Here is a 25,165-nt window from a genome sequence, read left to right on the forward strand (position 1 = left end):
TACTTCTCCCAATTAGAATGTACGTGGTTTAGGTGGAATAGCATCTACAGATAAAGGCTTGTAACGTACTGGTTTGTACTCAAGACGGTTATCTACAGAGAACCATAAAGTGTGTTTCATCCACTCATCATCACGACGGCCGTATGGGTAGTCAGCATGATCAGGTGGTAATTCGAAATCTACCACTGTATGCGCACCACGACATTCTTTACGTGCAGCTGCAGAAATTAATGTCGCTTTTGCAACTTCATACAAGTTTTCAACTTCTAGAGCTTCAACACGTGCTGTGTTAAATACTTTAGATTTGTCTTTCAAGTGAATGTTGCGTACACGTGGTTCGATCGCAAGAATCTGTTTCACGCCTTCTTCAAGAAGTGCAGATGTACGGAATACACCAGCGTGGTCTTGAACGATGTCACGGATTGCATCTGCAACTTCTTGAGCATTTTCACCAGAAGTTGATTCATCAAGATGACGAACACGATTCAAAGTTTTTTCAAGAACAGTTGTAGGAAGCGGTGCATATTCATCACCATGGTGTTTAGTTACATAGTCAACAATATGTTCACCAGCAGCTTTACCAAATACAACCAAGTCAAGCAATGAGTTTGTACCTAGACGGTTAGCACCATGTACAGATACACATGAACATTCACCAATTGCATAGAAACCTTTCACTGGTTTAGTGAAATCACGGTCACCCGCATTGTGTGAGTACACACCAGTTTCTTTATTGTAGTTCGCAACCAAAGCTTCAGTTTCACGAGATACAGGAACAACCACTTGACCATGAATATTTGTAGGAATACCACCCATTTGGTAATGGATTGTAGGTACTACAGGAATTGGCTCTTTAGTGATGTCAACGTTCGCGAATTTCTTACCAATCTCAAATACAGATGGAAGACGTTTCATGATTGTTTCAGCACCAAGATGCGTCATATCAAGCAAGATGTAGTCTTTCTTAGGACCACAGCCACGACCTTCTTTAATTTCTTGGTCCATTGAACGTGATACGAAGTCACGAGGTGCCAAGTCTTTCAGTGTCGGAGCATAACGTTCCATGAACGGCTCACCAGCATCGTTACGAAGGATCGCACCTTCACCACGACAACCTTCTGTCAACAATACGCCTGCGCCCGCAACACCTGTTGGGTGGAATTGCCAGAATTCCATATCTTGTAATGGAATCCCTGCACGAGCTGCCATACCAAGACCGTCACCAGTGTTGATATAAGCGTTAGTAGATGCACGGTAAACACGACCAGCACCACCAGTAGCGAACAATGTTGCTTTACCTTGGAATACTGCAATTTTACCTGTTTCTTGGTCAATTGCTGTCACACCAAGCACATCACCCTCTTCATTACGGATCAAATCAAGTGCGATCCATTCAACGAAGAATTGAGTACCCATTTTCACGTTGCTTTGATAAAGCGTGTGAAGAAGTGCGTGACCTGTACGGTCGGCAGCAGCACATGCACGTGGAACTGGCTTTTCACCATAGTTCGCAGCATGACCACCAAACGGACGTTGGTAAATTGTACCGTCAGCGTTACGGTCAAATGGCATGCCTAAGTGTTCAAGTTCATATACAACTTGAGGCGCTTCACGAGTCATGAACTCAATTGCGTCTTGGTCACCTAACCAGTCAGAACCTTTAACTGTGTCGTAGAAGTGGTAGTGCCAGTTATCTTCTTGCATGTTACCAAGAGATGCACCAATACCACCCTGCGCTGCAACAGTGTGCGAACGAGTTGGGAATACTTTAGTCAGTACAGCAACTTTCAAACCAGCTTGAGCAAGTTGGTAAGAAGCACGCATACCTGAACCACCACCACCAACGATGACTGCATCGAAAGTTTGGTGTGGAATATTTGTGTAATCTTCTTTAGGGGTTATAGCGCCCATGATATCTTCCTATCAATTTGCCCAAAAAATCTGGATCGCCCAGATCGCGTATGCAAATACTGCAACAATCACTGCAGAAGTCAGCACTAAACGCAGACCGTTTGCTGAAGGACCCATTTGACGAGTAGTCACATAGTCAGTGAATACTTGCCACATACCAATCCAAGCATGCGCAACAAGAGATAAGACAGACAATAAAGATAAAATCTTCATTGGTGTTGTCATCATAAAGCCATACCATTGCTCAAAAGTGAATCCGCTATTGCAAAGGATCCAGCCCAGTACAACAATAGTATAAACAGCCAATACAACGGCACTTACACGTTGGATAAACCAATCGCGTGAACCTGATCCTGTTAAACCTGTAGCACTTTTCATTAGAGAACAATCCATACAAATGCTGCAACAATACCGATTGCAGACAAGATCAATGAAATAGTAGCTGCGATACGACCACTTTGAAGTTCTTCAGCAACGCCAAGATCTGCAAATAGATGCTTGATACCACCGATAAGGTGATAAATTAAGCCGGCTACAAATACCCATACGACAAAACGCACAATAAAGCTATCAAACACAGCTTGAACTTGCGCAAAACCTTCAGGTGAAGATAGAGATTTGTCTAAAATCCAAAGAAGGACCGGTACGAGTAAAAATACGATAACACCTGATAGACGGTGTAAAATTGATGCAATAGCCACAGGGGATTTTAAGTTTACTTCTAAAACTTGACCCATGGACAAATTGACAGGTCTGTTGCTTTTCACAGCGGGCATCCTGTAAGTAAAAACTCCATCCGGAGTTTGTTGGAATTAATTCGTAGGAAAGCTAGCATAGTCAGACATTACAATATAATAAACTCTGCAGCTGTCTGATCTTATAAACGACAGGGAATTATAAAACGTGAACTTTCAAAACACAAACGAAGACAATTAGGAATTTTGCAAAATATCCTTAAATAAGAATCATTAACAATAACTTTTCTAAAAACAAATACCTTATTTATCTAAGAAAATCAGACTATCTTGTTGGTTTTAATCAGTTAAATGTAAATTTAACTTATTGTTTTTGTGTGTATATAGCGATTTAAACTTTTAGACTAAAGATGAACAAATCTAAATCTTTCTTTTCCCACTACATTTTAAAATCTTCCAACACATTCGCCAAGCCATAATCATAAAAATAAATGTGCATCATTTTCTCAAATGATAAAACTCAAAGATCATGAAACGAAATAAGAACTTAGTCTGTGCATAAAAATCTCAGCAACAGCAAATCTGTTTAATAAAACGCCATTTTTTACCTTTCAAATGACAAAAATGATCATTTATTAAGCTTTTAAAGGCGTTTAATTAACTATTTTTTAACCAAACGAACTTTTTTTTAAGGGCGATTAAGTCGTTTTAATTATGAATAAGAAAACAGCAATTTAGAGCCACAGATGTGTGTAAGTTACGAAAATTATAATAATTTAATGAAATAGCGGTCTTGTAATTCATATTTGTTTCAGAGTTTTTAAGAATTAAAAATTGCTTACAATTAAGGCAATAGGCTTTTTTTAATCTGCACCTCCCCTGCAATTTGACTTATTATACTGCGTCGGCACTGTGATTTTACTCATTTTTTAAGCGGATGAATTGTGCTTCATTCCAAGGAATGATCCTCAATTTATATCCATAAGTATAATTGACAAAATTTCAGTTCCCTCTAATCTTAGAGCAAATTTTTGATCTGTCTGATTCTCGCATTAAAAGATTAGTACTGAGTCAGATAAAACATTCACCAGGACAGGAGATCTATTGAATGTCTGAAGCAACTGGCAAAAAAGCCGTTTTACAGCTTGATGGCAAAGAAATTGACTTACCAATTTACAGTGGCACTCTAGGCCCAGATGTAATTGACGTTAAAGATGTGTTGGCCGCAGGTCACTTTACTTTTGATCCTGGTTTTGTCTCAACGGCTGCTTGTGAATCTAAAATCACTTTCATTGACGGCGGTAAAGGTGTTCTTCTACACCGTGGCTACCCAATCGACCAGCTTGCTACTAAAGCAGACTACTTAGAAACTTGCTACCTTCTTTTGAACGGCGAGCTTCCAACTGCTGAACAAAAACAAGAATTCGATGCTAAAGTTCGTAACCACACTATGGTTCATGATCAAGTTGGCCGTTTCTTCAATGGTTTCCGTCGTGACGCTCACCCTATGGCGATCATGTGTGGTGTTGTTGGTGCGCTTTCTGCGTTCTATCACAACGGTTTCGATGTTGAAAACATTGACCACCGCGAAATCACTGCTATTCGCTTAATCGCTAAAGTTCCTACTTTAGCTGCTTGGACTTACAAATACACTGTAGGCCAACCATTCGTTTACCCACGTAACGACTTAAGCTACGCAGAAAACTTCTTGTACATGATGTTTGCTACTCCTGCAGACCGTGATTACAAAGTTGACCCTATTCTTGCTAAAGCAATGGACCGTATCTTCACGCTTCATGCTGACCACGAACAAAACGCGTCTACTTCTACAGTACGTCTTGCTGGTTCTACTGGCGCTAACCCATACGCATGTATCGCTGCGGGTATCGCGGCTCTATGGGGACCTGCTCACGGCGGCGCGAACGAAGCTGTTCTTAAGATGCTTGATGAAATCGGCACTGTAGAAAACGTTGCTCCGTTCATGGAAAAAGTGAAAACTAAAGAAGTTAAACTTATGGGCTTCGGTCACCGAGTTTACAAAAACTTCGATCCACGTGCGAAAGTAATGAAAGAGACTTGTGACGAAGTGTTAACTGCACTTGGTATCAACGATCCACAACTTGCTTTGGCTATGGAACTTGAACGTATTGCGCTTTCTGACGAATACTTCATCAAACGTAACCTATACCCTAACGTAGACTTCTACTCAGGTATCATCCTTAAAGCGATTGGTATCCCAACAGAAATGTTTACAGTAATCTTCGCTCTTGCACGTACTGTTGGTTGGATCAGCCACTGGTTAGAAATGCACAGCGCACCTTACAAAATCGGTCGTCCTCGTCAGCTTTACACTGGCGAAACTCAACGCGATATCCAAGGTCGTTAATTCGAAAGAATTGTGCGAATCTAAAAACCGTCCCTTTGGGGCGGTTTTTTTATGCAACTAGATTTATTTTTCGCTATTAAACAGCCCCATCTGACTGAATTTTCCTGCTCAATCATTAGATAAAACGATGCCTCACAAGCTATAAAGTATGCTGTTTATTGCTGAGTGTATTTTAAATCGCCATTTTCTAGAAAATCTCACACTGTTTCATCAGATATCGTCATAAAAAAAAGCCCAATGCCACGTAGAAATTAGGCTGTAAACAAAAGGTTTAAATATTGATGATGCTTCATTTTGGCTTATCGAGTTAAGCGACATTTATTAAACCAAAGTCTCTAAGCAACAGTCTCATAATCTGCCAAATCCACATGTTTAAGACGCTGCTTTAACTGTTTCAGTGACCACGGCCAAGCTGCAAAATTGCGCCCATTGGCATCTAAGTAATAGCTCTTACAGCCGCCACTATTAAAGACTGTCGTCTGTAGATGTGTCTGCACTTTTGCATTGTGATAGGCCAATACATTTGGCTTAATTTCAAGCCGTTGTATCTTCTCTTGTTTCATTTTTACCAAGGCATCGACGATATACCCAACCTGTGCTTCTGCAATCCCAATGAATGAGTCATAAACCAAAATATTTGGCCCGAGCACCAAGAAGGCATTAGGTACTTGCGCGATACTGGTACCCAAAAACGCTTCAGGAGAACTGTTTTTCCAAAGTTCTGACAATAACTCCCCTTTGGCATTTTTTACACGTTGTCCAATCGGCGGATGAGAAACTTCAAATCCTGTGCCCCAAATAATGACATCGACTTCATGACGTTCACCATTTGCAGCGATGACGGTATTACCTTCTATTTCCACTAAACCATGTGGCACAAGTTCAACATTGGCTTGCTGCAATGCAGGATAATAGTTATTGGCAAATAAAAGACGCTTACAACCAATAGAAAAGTTTGGTGTAACTTTTTCACGTAATTCAGCATCTTGAATTTGTGTTTTCAACAACTGACGACCTAAATAATTCACAGGCTCTAAAAGTGAAGGATTACGCAGTCCTAAATTGATACCATTTAATATACCAGCTACACTTTTGCGCCAAGTTTCTTGAACAGCTGGAAAGCGGGTAATAATGCCTTTCGCACGGTCATTCAGTGGTAAATCTGCTTTTGGTAATACCCATGGTGCTGTCCGTTGAAACACCACCACATTTTTGGCAATAGGTTGAACCTGAGGAATAAACTGAATCGCAGATGCCCCCGTACCAATCACGGCAATACGTTTATCTTTTAAGTCATAGGCATGGTTCCATCGCGCAGAATGGAACATTTCACCTTCAAAGCTTTCAATACCTTTAATTTTTGGAATTTGAGGTTCAGTAATCGGCCCAGTGGAAAAAATCACCGTTCTCGCCGCATACTTACCTTTGCTCGTCTCTAATTGCCATTGCTTTAATTGCTCATTCCATTCCGCTGCCATTAATTCACAGTTGAACTGAATGTTGCGATACAGCGCATGCTGCTCCGCAACATCTTCTAAATAGTTCAGAATCTCAGGTTGCTTGGCAAATAAATGACTCCATTTATGACTCGGCGCAAATGAAAAAGAATACAACGCCGAAGGAACATCACATCCACAACCTGGATAGGTGTTGTCGCGCCATGTTCCTCCCACGCGATTGGCTTTTTCTAAAACCACATAATCGGTATAACCCCGTTCATTCATTTGATGAGCAGCAGCTAAACCTGATATCCCCGCACCAATCACAATGGTATCGTAGACACGCACTTGATTTTCTACGCTTGGTTTTTCTAGGCTAGGCTCTGACTCTGATTGGTCTTGTACTGCTTTTTTTGCTTTGGCAGAAGACGTTACAGGACGACGTACATTAGTTTGCGTTGTTGCCTTTTTAGTTTGAGTTTTCTCTTGATCTAATGCTTTTACATCTTCGTCATGTAATTGTGTCGGCATGTTCATGCTTTTGCTCCCGACTTTTTAATATAGTTGTTAAATAAGGGATAACCCACCCCCAATAAACGAGTATAGGTTTGCGGGGATAAACGCTTTAACCACCAAAATAATTTGGCATCAGGTTGCGGAATGGTATACAACTTCCCAGCATCTAAATTATTCAATGTCAAATTGACGACATCGTGGCTCGTCATAAATGCATGATTCATCAGCAGTTGATCAGCCAAGCCTGAATATCGATTGGGCAAGCGTCCATTTTTCATGATATTGGTCGGCACCAAAGTTGGGCATAGTACATTCAGACGGATATTTGCCGATCTGAGCTCTGCCGATAAAGTTTCAGACAATGCCAACACACTCGACTTCGTCACGTTATATGCTGTCATTTCTGGTGCAGCGGTATATGCCGCAGCAGAAGCAACATTGATAATCGCGCCCCCCTGCTTATTTTGTTTCAACTTGGGTACAAAATAATGGCAGCCATGCACCACACCCCACAAATTGACATGCATGCACCACTGCCAGTCGTCTAAACTCAGTTCATCAAATTTACCACCCAGCCCGACGCCTGCATTGTTGATCACCAAGGTCACAGCATGCCCCATCAACTGCTCAGCTTGCTCTGACAGTGCTTTAACTTCTTCAGCCTTACCTACATCACACTGCACTGTATAAGCATTTGATGAGGTCATAGAATGAATTTGATCAACCGTTTCTTGCGCTGCTTCTAGATGAATATCGGCACAGACCACTGTCCCACCACGACGTGCCAACTCCAAAGCAAAGCTTCTTCCTATACCACTGCCTGCACCAGTAACCACCGCGTAGGCGTTTTCACTTGGCTTATTCTTTTTTCCAAATAGACCCATGGTTGTGTCCTTTTATCGTTTTAATGCTGGGGTAAATTCTTTGACAAAATAAGGTGTTAACACGCCATCAACAGGGTTCAGCAAACGCTTTTTGTAATATTCAAGAAATGCAGAAGTGTCATGATCATTCGGGTGAAAACTTGGTCGTAGATAGTCAAAAATATGCCCGAGGCTGCTGCCATAAACACCATCTTTTAACCCAAAAATCAGCTGGAAACTGCGCGGAACATCCTTCCAGTAACTTAGGCTAATCAAGTTCGATGGCTTTCTGTAGAAAGGGACAATCGAAGCACCAATTGAAATCAAACCCAATATGGTAATTAATGCAGGGAAAAAGCCAGCAATACGTAAAGCATAATTACCTGATAATTCTTGATAAACATCATAGGCAATGTCTTTGTGTTCAGACTCTTCCAACATATGCCACATCCAAATAGCGCGCTGCTTTTCATCTATTGAATTAAAAAAGATTTCTTCATGATTCATCATGTATTCCGCAAGCACTGCGGTGAAATGCTCAATTGCTGCCATTAAGGATAACTTCATTGGCTGTGGCATACGTTCAAAACCATAGGCAAAGACGTAGTGTTCTAACTTTCTAAAAAATTGCACAGGCCGATTTCTTGCGCGATACGCTTCATTCATTTCTTCATGCATACGTGAATGAATGGCCTCTTGCCCAATCAACGACGTGACACGTTGTCTTAATACTGGATCTTGAATAAAGTCACGATGAAATCGAGCGGTATCGATCACCAAATCTTCACCACGAGTTAAAAAAATAGACAATGACGCAAAATAAGCACTGGCCAATTCTGCATTCATATAAAATTTTGGATCTATTTTTTCTGGCTCAAAATCAAATTTCATATGACGAATTGGAACAACGGCAGACTGTTTGGTTGGGTCAAAGACAGGGCCTGCAAATACGCGTGCTAACATTTTTTTTATCGGTTGAAAAGCGCTCATGATTTTGCTCTCAATTTGGGTGTTTCCCCTTCATTGACTTCATGTCGATTGAAGGAAAAACATATAGATTGAGGATCAAATTAAGTGAGATAGATCACTAGACCATTAGCAAAACCGACCTCTCGATTTGCAAAAATGCTCAAATATTTTCTTTGTCAGACAATCTTTAAAACATCGATGCTGTATGGCTCAAAAGCTTGTCATTAAAGGTCATGGCGTATTTTGAGTGAGTGACGTTTATTGGATTTTTTGCATTTCACCAGTCGCAGATTGATAGACCCATTGATGATCAAACAGGCTTTCGTCTAAATGATCCAGTTTAAAATTACCGATAGCCACAGCATAGAATCCATTGCCCTGCTGCTTCAAATGTGTGATCTCTTGCATGAGTTCTTCAGTCAGTTGACCCATTATAAAGTCGGAAATCACCACCACATCGGCATGTACAAAATTCGGTTGTTTCAGCATGTCCACGGCATGATTCATCGCAGGGATAATATCTGTTCCCCCATGAAATGACTGCCCTAAAAAGTGAATGACATCATCCAAAGCACTATTATGTTGTAAATTCAGCGCGGTTAAATTGGTCGAGAAATTTACCAAATACATCGCTCGCTTTTCTTTTAGCGCTCGAATCGATAAATATAGACAAATCGCTTTGGAAATCAGTTCAGGTTGCCCATTCATTGAGCCACTGGTATCTAAGCAGACAATCATCGGGCCTTTTTGTCCGACTCGACGCTGCGTATGGCGTGGGTCTTCGATCACCCTTCCCTGTTGCTGCCCTTCTCGATTAAAACTCATCAGATTAGATTCTAAATATTTCAAATCAAATAAAACTTGCAAGTCTGGATCGGCTAACAGCGCCAACTCGCTAGGTAAAGCCATACTGAGTTCTTGTGCCAATTTAATTCCAGTAATTTCCTCTTGCGCCATCGGGGTGTGAATAAGCTGCTGTGGCTCTTGTTCTAACTGAGCAGAAATCCGCTTACGTGGTATATTCGGCTGTGCGCTTCCGATCATTTGACATAAACGTTTAAGCGCCCGATCTTGCTCGAGATAATTGGCCCATTGCTCAAAGTTCTGTACATCATGCTCAGTTAATTGCCCTTTGGAATAGTCCAGAAAAATCCCTGTTTCAAACCCGACACTGTCATGGTGCTTGACCATTTTCGACAATGTCGCGAGAAAATCTTTGATTTCATCTAAAAAGGCATCGCGTTGTAAACGGAGCTGTTCAAACTCCCAATGTGCAATGGCTTCGGTCAATTTGCGCTGCCATTTACCTTTGAATAGCTCAATGTGTAATTGACGCTGCTGCTCGGTCAGCAACGACTGTTGGCTCTGTTGCCACATTTCAGTGAATTCTGGAATCCCCAAGGTTTGCATAAAGGCGGCATATTCAGTGTGGAATTGAACAAAATCACCCTGCTCCCAATGCTTTAACGCAAGCCAATGTTCCAATTGCTGCTGCACCACTGCATAGGGATGCTGCTGATCTAAACTCGATTTTGCCTGAAAGGCCCATTCCTGAATTTTTTGATCGAGCTTTTTTGCCACTTTATGATCATCCAACCAATGTTTTAAGCTGGATTGTTTTAATTCATCATAAAGCTGCGAACTTAATTCATCGAGTGCCGATTGGGTTTGGTGTCTTGTCGGTTTTAATTGCGACATAACTGTTCCAGACGCTCACAATCTTGCAACTGCAACTGATATCGTGCCAATTGCTGCTCAATAGATTGAATCAAATGTTCAATATCCTGTTCAGTGACAAAGACCGATTTAAACTGATGTTCTTGACTGTTAAATCGTTCCGTTAACAGTTCCAATTCTGTTTGAAACTGTGCTTTGAGCTGTTGAACTTCGTGTAACAGCTCATATTGGCTTTGTGCTGAAAGAGAGCTGCGTGGACTACCTTTGGTATGTTTTATATACGGCGTCACCACTTCTTCTAAGCCGTAATAGCCACCTTTTAACGTACACACTCTTGAACCATTAAAATTACATACGATGCCACGCACTTCTTCACCGGTATCATCTAAGGCAAAGAAGTCCTTTTTCGTATCCATTTTATCCAGTTCGAGATACAACAGTTTATCTTTATAGTGTCGATCTAGATTGGTCACTGCACGCAAGTAATCAGTGCCATGAATTAAATAACTCTCATACACATCATCGGTATAATAAAAATGATTGAGCACCCGCTGTTCAAGTGCATCCTTCTCTGCCACATGTTGTTCGAATTGCAAACCGTAATTTAAGCCATTTTCAGCCAATACTTCATCTATCTGCTGCGAAACAAAAGCAATGTCTTCAGGCTGATTCCATAAGCAATGTTTTAAAATTAATAGATCACTCAAAATCACTGATGGACGATCATTTAAAAATGCACAGGCTTTGACTAAATAAGCCACACGTTGCCAACGACGGTCAGAGACATAGACCACGTGATCTTCAAAGTTATGGTTGAGTCGAGTTTTAAGTTGATCAAACAGATTTAAAATCGAAGCGGGTAATTCCACCTGATATATCTGTTCCCGCCAATCTTGCAACTCGGCTTTTTTTATTTTTAAGGTCGCATCGACTTCAACACTGACTTGACTCGGCTTGGCCTGTAATAGTGCATGAAAGTTTTCTGCAACAGCAATCGGCGGCACTTCTAAGCGCAAAATAAAACGATCATACAAGGCATCTAGACCTTGATTTGGTTCGGGAATTTCATTCGATGCACTGACCAAAACATTCAATGGAACTTTTTGGACAATGTCACCATTTTTAAAACTCCGCTCATTCACCAAGGTCAGTAAAGTATTTAAAATCGCAGGGCTGGCTTTCCAAATTTCATCTAAAAATGCAAAATCTGCCCGTGGTAAATAATGTTCTGTTTTACGAATGTATTGATCTTCTTTTAAGGCTTTGATCGATACCGGTCCAAAAATTTCTTCAGGCGTACTGAAACGATTCATCAAATATTCAAAATAGTCATGGACCTCAAAAGCAGAGGCGATTCGACGTGAAATCAAACTTTTTGCAGTGCCGGGCAAACCATATAAAAAGGTATTCATACCCGCAACACCAGCCAACAAACTCAAAGCAATAATCTGCTCACGTTCATACATATTTTTGCTGATTTCAGAAATTAAAGTATTGATCCGTGCTTGCATCTGACTATCTGTTTGACCGAAAACTAAATTGTAACGCCCTAACCGATTTTTCGCTGTAGCAGATGCAAAAATATCGCTTTTTAAATACAGCGCAACAGTGCGATATCTTTTTTTCAGGTTATAGTTAAACTGCACATCCCTTTAGAGATTTAGACACCTTTCATCATGTTGCCCTTTTTTCACACACTCATTCGACTATTAAAACTTGAAGGTTTTAAATATCGATCCCTCACGGCAGGTGAAATATCCATGTGTCGCAGTGTGTTTGGTGATTTGATTCAATATGAGCAAGTGAAAGTGATGAATCACCCTTTTTTGCCTTGGCAATCGGCGCATGTGGTCATGGCGCCTCAGGGGTATATCCATGCACGAAATTTACTGTTTAAAGCGGACTATGCCAAAGCGTCTTTAGGATATCGTGCCCTGTTTATTCATGAAATGGCCCATGTTTATCAATACCAGCAACAGATCAATGTTTTGGGTCGGGGTGCTATTTTGCAGATGGCGTATTTCTTCAGTTTTAAAAAATATAATCCATACCGCTATACCCTCAAAGCACACAAGGCATTTTTTGACTACAACATTGAGCAACAAGGTGACATTGCACGTGACATCTATTTAAAGCGAATTAAAAATATTATTTTATATCCTGAACTTGTTCATCAAATTGAGCTATAAAGCTTCCATGCTCTGTAGCGAATATTTTTAGATAAAATTGAATATCGCCTGATCATTCTATTTCACACTAGTGCTCGACCATTGACGCTATTTTGAGTACAAAAAAACAGCATTAATATTTACTTTATGGCACATAAGCTCAGCTAGGCTTTTAAAAGCTATGAATACCTCTAGTATCTCGCTTAAATTCAGATAAAATAGGCTCACCTTATTTTTTTGCTTTGCATCAAAACAAGTGAATTATCATACGATGATGGTGTTTTGTTTTCGCCTTTCGGCAGTATTTTTCGTATCTAAATACACTCGCTGAATAATCACAATAATACAAATCAGTGTGTTAAGTGTATTCACCTATAGGAATAGGATTTAGTTGGAATGAATAGTTTTAAAATTGCACTTGCTCAGTTCTCTCCGCATATTGGTAACCTAGAATCAAACGCAGCAAAAATGCTTCAACAAGCCAATGTTGCAAAAGAACAGAACGCAGATATTATTGTTTTTCCGGAACTTTCTACAGTTGGTTATCCTGCTGAAGATTTATTATTACGTCCAAGTTTAAATAAACGTACACAGCAAGCTTTTGAACAATTAGCGAGCATTAAGGACATCGTTTTAGTCTTTGGTTTTGTAAATCAAACTGAAGATGGTCAGCGCTACAACTCTGCTGCTGTCATGAAAAATGGTCAAGTTCTCGGGATTTACAATAAACAAAATCTTCCAAACTATAGCGTTTTTGATGAAAAACGTTATTTCAGTGAAGGTCATCAACACCTTGTCTTTGAATATTTAGGTCATAAGTTTGGTGTGTTGATTTGCGAAGATGTTTGGGCCTTACCAACTGTTCAACAACTTGCTCAGTTAAATGTTGAAACCGCTTTGGTGTTGAATGCTTCACCTTATGAAGTTGGTAAACCACAGCATCGCATTGAAACCATGGCTGCATTGACCAAACAATTGAACATCAATTTGGTTTACTGCAACCAAGTCGGCGGTCAAGACGATCTTGTCTTTGATGGCACAAGCTTTGTAATGAACAATTCAGGTGAAGTTGCATTGCAAGCACCGAGTTTTGTTGAAGATCTATATATCGCAGAATACGATGCTGAACAAAAAGCCTTTAAAACAGGTGCAATCACGCCTGTATTAAATACCATGGCTGAAATCTACCAAAGCCTTGTGATCGCAACACGTGACTACGTACAACGTTCAGGCTTCCCTGGCGTAATTTTAGGTCTATCTGGTGGTATTGACTCAGCATTAACTTTAGCGATTGCTGCCGATGCGATTGGCGCCGATAAAGTTCAAGCGGTCATGATGCCATATACCTATACCGCGCAAATCAGCGTTGAAGATGCTGCTGAACAAGCCAAGAATATGGGCGTAACTTTTGGTATTGCCGAAATCAATCCAATTGTGAATGGCTTTATGCAAACCTTATTCCCTTTCTTTGGCGCTGCACCGACTGATGCGACTGAAGAAAACCTACAAGCGCGTTCTCGTGGTACGTTGCTAATGGCCTTATCGAACAAGTTCGGCAATTTAGTCCTTTCTACAGGGAACAAGTCTGAATTATCTGTTGGCTACTGTACATTGTACGGTGACATGGTCGGTGGCTTTGCAGTTCTTAAAGACGTTTATAAAACGATTGTATTTGAACTAGCAAAATACCGTAACAGCATTTCAGAAACACCAGTGATCCCTGAACGTGTGATTACTCGCCCACCTTCTGCGGAACTTCGTCCAGATCAGAAAGACCAAGACTCTCTACCTGAATATGAAGTATTGGATGCCATCTTATATGCCTATATCGAAGAAGACATGAGCCAAGATGACATCATTGCTAAAGGTTTTGATGCTGAAATTGTGAAAAAAGTCATCCGTTTGGTTGATCTAAACGAATACAAACGTCGCCAAGGTGCGATTGGTCCACGTATCAGCTCACGTGCATTTAGCCGTGAACGACGCTACCCAATCGTGAATGGTTGGAAACCGGGTATCTAATTACTCGATTCAAATCAAAAAGCCCAGTTCTATCACTGGGCTTTTTTTATAGGCGCAAAATACGTAGCAGTAAAAATAAAAAATAATTGAGATGTATTTCAAAAGTTAGGTCATCAAATAATGCAGTTAAAGATTTGAGTTCTCTTTTATTTCTACATAAACACCGTGAATAGATCATTTTATTAGTGCAGTAATTATTTCAATCTATTTGACTTTTTCTAGGCACAAAAAAAGAGACCAAGCTGAGAGCTTGGTCTATAAAAATGGTGGCTATGACGAGACTTGAACTTGTGACCCCCGCATTATGAGTGCGGTGCTCTAACCAACTGAGCTACATAGCCGTAAACTGTGGTGGCATTATCTAGATTTCGCACATTATCGTCAAGCATTTTTGTTTGCAATTGTTCAGAGTTTAAACAAGCAAAGTTCAAGATGTTACTATTTAAGCAAATTATGCTATTTTTAGCCCTATTTACTATATTTTTTGATTAAAAATTAGAGTTTTATCATGCAATTCAATTCGATAAAAAAAACCTGTCTGACCCTCAGCCTTGCTGTCATGACATTAACGGGCTGCCAAATCGTCTCGCCTATTTTTGTTGACTACAATGGCGTGCGACGTGATGTGGCGACTTGGATTAATAAACAGCCCTTATTAAGCATGCAACAAAAACGCAGCATGGCTCAACTTAGCCGAGCACAGCAACCAATCATTCGTCTCGACTTCAATGATCAGGAGAAATTAGTCAGTGTTGCTCGCGCCAATGAAGCTGCAATGTATTGTGCCAATCAGTATTTATCCGCTCGACAGATTCAACGCCTACAGAAACAGATCTTTCCTGAAGATACTTTGCATAAATTAAGCTTGCTTGAGCAACAAGCGTTGCATATTACCCTGACAGAGCAAGAGAAACGGTGTGATTGAAAATATGTCTGCTGTTGGATGAATTATCTAGGCTCAATTTTTCAGCACCAAATTGTCTTACAATCTAGACATAGCTGCTTACATTATTGAGCATTTTTGCTATCGCTAAGCATGGTGAAGACAAGTCCATATTTTTGCAATATTTTTATTACAAAATTCACAATATCCTTATGAATTTACTTGGTTTTATTCCAAAATAAAAAAGCGTATGATGAAACTATGATCAATGTAATAGCGCTTTTTTTCAGGTTTTTCCATCCAAATTCAATTGATCAGATAAGGAGAAATAGAATGGCTTTAAATAATATTTTAGTTCCAGTGGACGGTTCAGAAACTTCTTATGCTGCGGTGGCTAAAGCTGTCGAGTTTGCAAAAACTTTTGGCAGTAAAATTACTGTGGTTCAAGTACTGACGCTCGATCCATATATTGCTGCAGAGTATATTTCAGCAGCGCAAACCAATGATTTAATTGAACGTGCTCGTGCATCGATTTTAAATACACTTGAAGAAGCAAAAGCGAAATTTTCAACTGAAGGTGTCACTGTTGAAACTCGCTTACTTGAAGGTCAAGTGGTGCATACTGAACTGGTTAAAGCTGCAGAAGAAACACATGCGGACTTGATTATTATTGGTTCACATGGCCGTACAGGGATCAAAAAATTCTTCTTGGGCAGCGTAGCTCAAAGCATACTGGGTGCTTCAGACATTCCTGTTTTGGTTGTGCGCAAATAAGCCATTAGATTTATAGCGTGAAATAAAAAGCCTTCTGATCCTAGAGGGCTTTTTTTATTGACTGCGTCATCAATAATAAAAATAAATTTCTAAGTTTAAGGCAAGGATTTTTTAAGCTAACCATTGATATTGTTTCAATGAGATGCGTCCATTCACCACAAAGACATTTTCGGCTGCCAGCTTCAACTGCTGGATATTTTCACCTTTTTCATTGCAACGCTGCGTGCTGATTTTTCCCTGAGCATTGACCACCCGATGCCATGGGATCGTTGATGTTGCATCTAGATGCTTAAGTACATAGCCAACCAGTCGTGCATGCTTCGGTAAACCCGCTAATTTGGCAATTTGTCCATAAGTGGCAATCTTCGCCAGCGGTATCAATTGAATGACCGACAAAATTTGCGTTGCCAATTCATCACTCTGCTTCATCTGATCTCCTTTGAGCCACATAAAAAAAAGAGAACCCGAAGGTCCTCTTTGATTAATACTTAATTTTGACAGATTAGTACAGTAATTGGTTGTGATCGATTAAGTCTTGCAAAGTCACATCGGAATTTTTCAAAGTGAGTAATTCAACTTTATCACCAAATTTAGACCCTGTTCCATCACGATCAATACTGATCACAGTGTTGCCCTTGCCATCAGATTTCACCGAAACAAACTGATCAATATTCGACTGATTGACATTTTGACCTTGTAACAAGGCTTTGATATTCACTTTATCGCCTTCAGACGCATTAAAGTCATTCCAAGTATCATGTCCATTGCCACCCGTTGCATCTGCTTGATCCAATACTTTATAAATAACCGTATCAATCCCCGCTTTGGTGCTGAATTGATCATTGCCTGCAGTGCTAGTGATTTCATCGTTACCGACACTCCCTGTGAAGTTCACACCTGCTTTAATGGTCAAGGTTGCCGCTGAAATATCACCATTTGGTGCAACCAGTTTATACGTAAACTGTTCTGCTGCACCTGAGGTAAGATTCGTATCTTTAAGAGTGTAGGTGTAGCTACCATCTGACTTCACCACCATTTCGCCATATTTCGCCGTAATGGTTGTACCCGTAGAACTCACTTCGGTAAAGGTTAAGCCACCATCTTTAGACACATACAAATCTGTATATTTTGAAGCGACAGTATCAACACCAAATCCATCATTATCGGTTAATAAATTGCCTTTAGTTGCTGCATTCGCAGCAGATTTTACGGTAAAGCTATCGAGGTCAATAATGCTACGTGAAATGACCGCTGATACACTGCCGCCCAAGCTTATGCCTTTATTGGTTACGGCTTGAATCGTATAGGTTCCTGCTTTCAATCCAGTGACCGTGACAGAATTACCATTTGGTAGTAGACCAATAACATCAACTACTGTTGAAGCACCCGAAGTCGCAACTAATTTACCTTTTTCGTCGTAGACGTTAATCGTGGTATTACCCAGTAATGAAACCAGTTGTGAAGAACCAAAGTCAACTTTGATGTTCTCTACCGTACCGTCTGCAACGGTGATTTTGGTCGAACCTGCTTTCGTCCCACCAAATCCAATCGACCAACTGTAGCTAATTGAACTTGAATTACCTGTAGATACGGTATTCGATGCATCAAAACCAATCATGTCAACATTGTTAGTAGCAACAACTGTACTTGCATGATCTTTTGGCTCCGCTGCATTCCAGTTCAATGCCAAATCGCTTTGCGTTCCAATGTGAATAATCAGGTCAGCACTACTTGCTTTGCCCGAAACTGGATCAACTACGGAATAGCTAAACACTTCTGCCTTACCAATCGCTGTGACATCAGCTTTCGGTTTATAGCTATACGAGCCATCTTGATGAATGGTCAATGTGCCATAGTTCCCTTTGACTGTGGCCGTACCATTGATCAATTGGCCATTGATACTATTGACGATTGAACCTGCAGGAACAGCATCTTGACCATAAAGTGCATCATGATCTGTGATGACATTTCCTTTGGCTTCTTCTACATGACTCACTTCTGGTTCTACTGAAGTATCAAACACTTTCAACGATAGATTTGCACTGACCGATGTTGCAAGACCAATAGCCGAACCACCGACAAACTCAAACTTATATTCACCCGATTGTAAGTTTTTCGCACGTACAGCCGTTTCTTCGCCAAAGATGCCGATAAAATCTAATAAACCATAGTCTTTATTCGACGCGATCAGCTTCCAGCTACCATCGGTATTTTTCACAAATAGTCGCATTTCTGCTTTATCAAACAGGTTGATCAATGAACCTGTATGTACACTGATCGTTGCCTCACCAACTTCTTGATCTCCGATAGAGAAGTAACCTGTGTGTACTTTTGAACCAATATTAATCAGATCAAAAACGTTGAATAGTTTATTGGTACGAACTTCTTCAACTGGATATTCAAAGTTGATGTTGGCATTAACCAAATTATCTGCTGCATGAATGCTAACAGTTGGCGCGATTAATTCTTGAGGTGCAGACTCACCACCATCATCTTTCGCAGTCACTAAAATGCGCTGGCCATCTGTCACTGCTGGCTGTAAGACAACTTTGAAATTGCCTTCAAGATCAGCAATTGCTGTGCCTAGAATGGTTTTAGCATCGGCGGCATACACAGTGATATCTGAACCCGCTTCAGCATGACCTGTGACCACAGCACCTCGACTATCTAAAGTTGCAAATGGTGTTGCTGGTGCGTACAAGTCTGGTGCCAATGCTGGTGTAGCTAAGGATTCGCCACCTGCATCTTTTGCGGTCACTTTCACTTGCTCGCCATCCACAAGTGCAGGTACAAGTGCAATTTGATAATGACCATTGGCATCCGCAGTCGCTGTACCCAATGGGGTTGTGCCTTTGCTACCACCGTACACGGTAACAATGGCAAAAGCTTCGGTCACGCCTTCCACAGCAGTTCCTGTTGCATTGACTTTCGCTGTCGGTGCATCAGGGGCAAATAGATCTGGAGCTTGCGCTGTGATTGCTGCTGATTCACCGCCCACATCTTTCGCCGTGACTTTTACTTGCTCACCATCCACTAAAGCAGGTTGAAGTTGAACGCTGTATGCCCCATTTGCATCGGCTACAGCCGTCCCAAGCTTTTGCTTTGCATCAGATGTATATACCGTCACTTCTGAACCCGGTTGAGCTTTACCAAAGACAGTAGAGCCATCTTTTTGGTTCACTTCCGCAGTTGGAATTACCGGCACAGTTGCATCTATTAAATCATCAGATGCAGAACTTTGATTTCCTGCTTGATCTGTAGCAGTCGCTGTATATGTGCCTTCTGCTGCTGTTGCAGGAACTTGTGCGATGAAATGACCATCGGCATAGACAGTGACATCCAGATCTTTGCCTTGTGGATCAGTTATTGAAACTTTCGCACCTGATTCAGTTTTACCTGTAATGGTTGCAGAGCCATCTGGATTTGATAAGACTTTAAAATCATCGATTTGCGGCGCAAGTTGGTCATCTAGATCTGCCGTTGCAGAACCTTGATTTCCAGCATTATCAGTTGCTGTAGCGGTATAAGTTCCTTCCGCAGCAGGTGATGGAATCGTTGCTGTGAATTGACCATTGGCATCTACACTTGCAGGATAGGTTTGACCGTCTGGCGTAGTAATTTCAACACTTGCACCCGGTTCAGTTTTACCTGTTATCGTTGCAGAACCATCGGCATTTGCATCGACTTCTAGATCAGCGATTTGCGGGGCAACTTGGTCATCTAGATCTGCTGTTGCAGATCCTTGATTTCCAGCATTATCCGTTGCCGTTGCGGTATAAGTTCCTTCTGCAGCAGGTGATGGAATCGTTGCTGTGAATTGACCATTGGCATCTACACTTGCAGGATAGGTTTGACCGTCTGGCGTAGTGATTTCAACACTTGCACCCGGTTCAGTTTTACCTGTTACCGTTGCAGAACCATCGGCATTTGCATCGACTTCTAGATCAGCGATCTGCGGTGCAACTTGGTCATCTAAATCTGCTTTTGCAGAACCTTGATTTCCAGCTTGATCAGTTGCCGTTGCAGTATATGTACCTTCCGCAGCAGGTGTTGGAATCGTTGCTGTGAATTGACCGTTGGCATCAACCGTTGCAGGATAGATTTGACCGTCTGGCGTAGTGATTTCAACACTTGCACCCGGTTCAGTTTTACCCGTCACCGTTGCAGAACCATCGGCGTTTGCCTGAACGTCAATGCTGACATCAGCAGTGCTATCAATTGTCGTACTTGTCGTTGCTTTTTGACTTGAATTACCAGCCGCATCTTTCGCAATCGCTTCAATATGATAGAGACCATTTGTCAAATTTGATTTTGCTTGGTAACTCCAGTTGCCTTGAGCATCAACAAGTGCCTGTCCTGTTTCAACAACATTTCCAAGTTGATCTTTCACATTGACGGTAACAGTTACACCTTTTTCAGTTTTTCCACTAAAACTTGGAGATGGATCTGTAATAACACCAACATCATGAATATCAATAAGTGGTGGAATAGTATCAACAATAAATTGTTTCGTTGACGGCGCACTGATATTACCAGCGATATCTTTCGATATGGCTTCTAGGGTTAATAATCCCTCAAGTAAAGCAACCGATGGTGTATAAGTCCACTTACCTGTTGCCGTATCGAGTTTCGCTAAGCCTGAATCCAATAAATTATTTTCAGCATCATAAATATTGATCTGAACTTCAGTACTCTTGCTCGATGTGCCCGAGAAGGTCTGTTTATTGTTGTTGGTCTGTGGAATAGACGGTGTGGATAACGTCGTCGCTCGCATAGCAAATGTAGCGAGTGGAGCCACTGCTGGAGCTGCAAAGAAATCAAAATCATCAATATCAACAGTTGGCGGAGTCGTATCAATTTCAAATCCATCATTTGCTTCAGCTGTATTACCTGCTTTGTCCGTTGCAATCGCAACAGCCGTATATTCGCCATCATCTAAATTACGAGGAGGTGTAAATGTCCATGCGCCATCTGCAAATACACTTGCTTGACCTTCAAATTTCACCACGCCTGCAAAGTCTTTAATATATACATAGACCGATGCACCCGGCTCGGTTTCTCCGCTGACCGTTGGCGTTTGATCATTTGTAATGATTAGATCATCGATAGTGATTGTTGGTGCTGTATTATCGACACTTGCCACGCTATGCGAAGCTGTTGCTGCTTGACCGGCATTACCTGCTGTATCGCTATAACTGCCTGCAGCAATATCCAGTTTCACGGTCGCAGCACTACCATCGTTGCCATTCGCCACGACTTTAGCAGTCCAACTGCCATCAGCCTGTTGTGCTAAGTCTGTCAGTTTGCCGCCTGTGACCTGTACATCGTCTGCATCAAAACCGACCACTTTTTCACTAAAGCTGATCTTCACATCACCATTGTCGGAAATCGTAATCGTTGCTTTTGGTGCTGTGCTATCGATACTTGCCACACTGTGTGAAGCTGTTGCTGCTTGACCGGCATTGCCTGCTGCATCGCTATAGCTACCTGCCGCAATATCGACTTTAACGATTGCTGCACTGCCGTCGTTGCCATTCGCCACAACTTTAGCAGTCCAACTGCCATCGGCTTGTTGTGCCAAGTCTTTGAGTTTGCCACCAGTGACCTGCACATCGTCTGCATCAAAGCCAACCACTTTTTCACTGAAGCTGATTTTCACATCACCATTATCCGCAATCGTAATCGTCGCTTTTGGTGCTGTGCTATCGATACTTGCCACGCTGTGCGAAACTGTCGCTGCTTGACCGGCATTGCCTGCCGCATCGCTATAGCCACCTGCAGCAATATCGAGTTTCACGGTCGCTGCACTACCGTCGTTGCCATTCGCCACAACTTGAGCAGTCCAACTACCATCGGCTTGTTGTGCCAAGTCTTTGAGTTTGCCACCAGAAACTTGTATATCGTCTGCATCAAAACCGACCACTTTTTCACTGAAGCTGATTTTCACATCGCCATTATCCGCAATCGTAATCGTCGCTTTTGGTGCTGTGCTATCCACAGTCACTTGGGTATTCACATCATCACTGATGTTGCCAGCTTTGTCTTTTGCATTAGCAGTAACTTGGTATGCACCATCCGTTAAATTTGCCTTAACGCTATAGCTCCAATCACCTTTCGCATCCACTGTCGCGGTACCAGTCTCGATAACATCTCCGTTCGGCTTTTTAACTGTAACCGTCACGGTAGAACCAATTTCAGTTTTGCCTTTTACATCAGGAGTTACATCACTGGTGAGTACTGCATTTTGGATTTCAATTACTGGATCAGTGATATCAATCACGAAGGTTTTAGATGCTGGGCTACTGATATTACCGGCTGCATCTTTAGATACAGCTTCAAGTACATAATAGCCTTCGAGCAATTCATTCGCTGGCGTGTAGGTCCATTTACCTGTAGCGGTGTCGAGTTTCGCTAGTCCTGAATCGATAACTTTATTATTGGCATCGCGCAGGTAAACCGTCACTTCTACACTTTTGGTCGAAGTTCCTGAGAATGTTGGCTTCGTTTGATTGGTCTGCGGAACGTTTGCAGGCACGCTTAATGTGCTGACACGAGAAAATGCTGCAGCAAAATTCGATGTACCAAATAAATCATCAATATCGACCGTCGGTAAAGTGGTATTAACCGTTCCAGTTTCTATCTGTTGATTACCCGCAGCATCAGTTGCAGTCACAGTCACTGTATAATCAGCTTCGGCAACAGGTGAATCTGGAGTAAATGTCCAAGCACCATCTTTTACCGTTGTCGTACCAGGAATATCCTTGCCATTTGAATCTTGTACTTGGACTTGAAGATTCGCATCTTCATTCACTGTACCTGTAAAATTAGGTTCTTTAAAATCGTCAATCGTGACAATTGGCGCTGTAGCATCTATTGTAAATGATGTGTCTGTGGCACGACCGGTATTACCAGCAGCATCTGTAGCAATGGCCTCAACTGAGTATTCTCCATCAATCAGGGTTTTATCAGCACGATAACTCCACTGATCACCGATGACCTTAGCATCGCCTTGATCAACAATTTTTCCATTATTATCTCTGATAACAACGCTAACGTCAGTGCCAACTTCTGTTTTACCTTTAAATGTAGGCATTGAATCCTGAGTTAAAGTTGTATCTTCAATAGATATTTCAGGATTAATCGTATCTTTTGCACCAATCACGGTTGTTGGATCAGAAGTATTTCCAGCTGCATCTTTCGCTGTCACTTTGGCAGTTTCACCATCGGTCACTGCTGGCGATACAAGGATTTCAAACTCACCTAGACTATTCGCAGTTCCTGAACCAATTAATTTGCCATTTTCATCACGAACTTCAACTTTTGCACCTGGCTCAGTTTTACCCGTTACTACCGTGCCATCTGCATTTAATGTTGCATTAGGTGCATCGGGCTTCGTAGTATCTTTTGCAGTAGCTTCTGTCGGTTCTGACTCATTGCCTGCTTTGTCTGTCACAGTGACATCAACAGTCTCACCATTGGTTAATGGATCTTTAAGTTCAACATCAAAATTGCCTGATGAATCCACTGTACCTGTGCCAATGATTTTGCCGTCTTGATCTTTCACTTCTACAATAGTACCCGGCTCACCTTTACCTGTGACATGTTCACCATCATCAGTAATCACCACATCTTTAGGCGCATCAGGTTTGGTCGTATCTTTACCACCTGTCACGGTAGTTGGATCAGAGGTATTTCCTGCTGAATCTTTCGCTGTCACTTTGGCAGTTTCACCATCGGTTACTGCAGGCGATACAGGGATTTCAAAGTCACCGAGACTGTTTGCTGTTCCTGAACCAATTAATTTGCCATTTTCATCACGAACTTCAACTTTTGCACCCGGCTCAGTTTTACCCGTTACTGCTGTGCCGTCTGCATTTAATGTTGCGTCAGGCGATGCTGGTTTTAAAGTATCTTTACCACCTGTTACGGTAGTTGGATCAGAAGTATTTCCTGCTGCATCTTTCGCTGTCACTTGGGCAGTTTCACTATCGGTTACTGCAGGTGATACAGGGATTTCAAAGTCACCGAGACTGTTTGCTGTTCCTGAACCAATTAATTTGCCATTTTCATCACGAACTTCAACTTTTGCACCCGGCTCAGTTTTACCCGTTACTACTGTGCCGTCTTCATTTAATGTTGCGTCAGGCGATGCTGGTTTTAAAGTATCCTTACCACCAGTAACGGTTGTTGGATCAGAAGTATTTCCAGCTGCATCTTTCGCTGTCACTTTGGCAGTTTCACCATCGGTCACTGCTGGCGATACAAGGATTTCAAACTCACCTAGACTATTCGCAGTTCCTGAACCAATTAATTTGCCATTTTCATCACGGACTTCAACTTTTGCACCCGGCTCAGTTTTACCCGTTACTACTGTGCCGTCTGCATTTAAAGTTGCATTAGGCGCATCAGGTTTGGTGGTGTCTTTTGCAGTCGCTTCTGTCGGTTCTGACTCATTGCCTGCTTTATCTGTCACAGTCACATCAACAGTTTCACCATTGGTTAATGGATCTTTAAGTTCAACATCAAAATTCCCTGATGAATCCACTGTACCTGTGCCAATGATTTTGCCGTCTTGATCTTTCACTTCTACAATAGTACCCGGCTCGCCTTTACCTGTGGCGTGCTCACCATCATCGGTAACCACCACATCTTTAGGTGCATCAGGTTTGGTGGTGTCTTTTGCAGTCGCTTCTGTCGGTTCTGACTCATTGCCTACTTTATCTGTCACAGTAACATCAACAGTTTCACCATTGGTTAATGGATCTTTAAGTTCAACATCAAAATTCCCTGATGAATCCACTGTACCTGTGCCAATGATTTTGCCGTCTTGATCTTTCACTTCTACAATAGTACCCGGCTCGC

Annotated in this window: 15 protein-coding genes and 1 tRNA gene; 5 read left to right on the plus strand and 11 right to left on the minus strand. The window is 41.6% G+C overall.

Annotated features, from left to right (window positions below):
- Positions 1–12: 12 nt before the first annotated feature.
- From sdhA to sdhC, 3 genes are read right to left on the minus strand one after another with little or no spacing between them, the layout of a single operon-like run.
- A complete protein-coding gene (gene sdhA, locus FTU83_RS05925) occupies positions 13–1,911 on the minus strand; it encodes a succinate dehydrogenase flavoprotein subunit (protein WP_180007470.1) in 1,899 nt (632 codons plus the stop codon).
- A gap of 12 nt (positions 1,912–1,923) precedes the next feature.
- Complete coding sequence (sdhD, locus tag FTU83_RS05930; protein WP_078189907.1) at positions 1,924–2,289, minus strand: succinate dehydrogenase, hydrophobic membrane anchor protein; 366 nt, start codon at positions 2,287–2,289, stop codon at positions 1,924–1,926.
- A complete protein-coding gene (gene sdhC / locus FTU83_RS05935) occupies positions 2,289–2,687 on the minus strand; it encodes a succinate dehydrogenase, cytochrome b556 subunit (protein WP_078189908.1) in 399 nt (132 codons plus the stop codon). The genes sdhD and sdhC overlap by 1 nt, the downstream gene beginning before the upstream one ends.
- A 1,027-nt stretch (positions 2,688–3,714) precedes the next feature.
- Between sdhC and gltA the strand changes: the two genes are divergently transcribed.
- Positions 3,715–4,992 (plus strand): citrate synthase, encoded by a 1,278-nt coding sequence (gltA, locus tag FTU83_RS05940; RefSeq protein WP_078189909.1) that lies wholly within the window; start codon positions 3,715–3,717, stop codon positions 4,990–4,992.
- Positions 4,993–5,327: 335 nt separating this feature from the next.
- On the opposite strand, the gene FTU83_RS05945 is transcribed toward gltA, so the two are convergent.
- The 5 genes from FTU83_RS05945 to FTU83_RS05965 all read right to left on the minus strand — a co-directional run bounded on the left by FTU83_RS05945 (position 5,328) and on the right by FTU83_RS05965 (position 12,102).
- A complete protein-coding gene (locus FTU83_RS05945; RefSeq protein ID WP_180105915.1) occupies positions 5,328–6,968 on the minus strand; it encodes an NAD(P)/FAD-dependent oxidoreductase in 1,641 nt (546 codons plus the stop codon).
- Positions 6,965–7,831, minus strand: coding sequence for an SDR family NAD(P)-dependent oxidoreductase (locus FTU83_RS05950; RefSeq protein WP_180105914.1), 867 nt, complete (start codon positions 7,829–7,831; stop codon positions 6,965–6,967). The genes FTU83_RS05945 and FTU83_RS05950 overlap by 4 nt, the downstream gene beginning before the upstream one ends.
- 12 nt (positions 7,832–7,843) lie before the next feature.
- Positions 7,844–8,800: a metal-dependent hydrolase gene (locus tag FTU83_RS05955; RefSeq protein ID WP_180105913.1), complete on the minus strand. Its 957-nt coding sequence runs from the start codon at positions 8,798–8,800 to the stop codon at positions 7,844–7,846.
- 237 nt (positions 8,801–9,037) lie between these two features.
- A complete protein-coding gene (locus FTU83_RS05960) occupies positions 9,038–10,477 on the minus strand; it encodes a VWA domain-containing protein (RefSeq protein ID WP_180049133.1) in 1,440 nt (479 codons plus the stop codon).
- Positions 10,465–12,102, minus strand: coding sequence for an AAA family ATPase (locus FTU83_RS05965; RefSeq protein ID WP_373685358.1), 1,638 nt, complete (start codon positions 12,100–12,102; stop codon positions 10,465–10,467). The genes FTU83_RS05960 and FTU83_RS05965 overlap by 13 nt, the downstream gene beginning before the upstream one ends.
- A gap of 30 nt (positions 12,103–12,132) precedes the next feature.
- On the opposite strand from FTU83_RS05965, the gene FTU83_RS05970 reads away from it, so the two are divergent.
- The gene (locus FTU83_RS05970; protein WP_180049135.1) at positions 12,133–12,645 is read left to right on the plus strand and encodes a hypothetical protein; all 513 of its coding nucleotides are present in this window, start codon (positions 12,133–12,135) and stop codon (positions 12,643–12,645) included.
- 375 nt (positions 12,646–13,020) lie between these two features.
- Positions 13,021–14,646 carry an NAD+ synthase gene (locus FTU83_RS05975; protein ID WP_180105912.1) on the plus strand — a complete coding sequence of 542 codons (1,626 nt, stop codon included), beginning with the start codon at positions 13,021–13,023 and terminating at the stop codon, positions 14,644–14,646.
- A gap of 264 nt (positions 14,647–14,910) precedes the next feature.
- On the opposite strand, the gene FTU83_RS05980 is transcribed toward FTU83_RS05975, so the two are convergent.
- Positions 14,911–14,987: transfer RNA gene (locus tag FTU83_RS05980), tRNA-Met, on the minus strand.
- Positions 14,988–15,154: 167 nt separating this feature from the next.
- Here FTU83_RS05980 and FTU83_RS05985 point away from each other — a divergent pair.
- Entirely contained in the window at positions 15,155–15,571 is a 417-nt protein-coding gene (locus FTU83_RS05985) for a hypothetical protein (RefSeq protein WP_180105911.1), read from the plus strand.
- A 291-nt stretch (positions 15,572–15,862) separates the two neighbouring features.
- A complete protein-coding gene (locus tag FTU83_RS05990) occupies positions 15,863–16,303 on the plus strand; it encodes a universal stress protein (protein ID WP_180041863.1) in 441 nt (146 codons plus the stop codon).
- Positions 16,304–16,414: 111 nt separating this feature from the next.
- Here the strand turns inward: FTU83_RS05990 and FTU83_RS05995 are convergent, their stop codons facing one another.
- A complete protein-coding gene (locus FTU83_RS05995; protein ID WP_180055818.1) occupies positions 16,415–16,732 on the minus strand; it encodes an MGMT family protein in 318 nt (105 codons plus the stop codon).
- Positions 16,733–16,805: 73 nt separating this feature from the next.
- Positions 16,806–25,151, minus strand: coding sequence for a BapA/Bap/LapF family large adhesin (locus tag FTU83_RS06000; RefSeq protein ID WP_373685359.1), 8,346 nt, complete (start codon positions 25,149–25,151; stop codon positions 16,806–16,808).
- Positions 25,152–25,165 lie beyond the last annotated feature (14 nt).

The organism is Acinetobacter sp. YH12152 (genome assembly GCF_013418285.1).
In the GTDB taxonomy this organism is placed as follows: Bacteria; Pseudomonadota; Gammaproteobacteria; order Pseudomonadales; family Moraxellaceae; genus Acinetobacter; species Acinetobacter amyesii.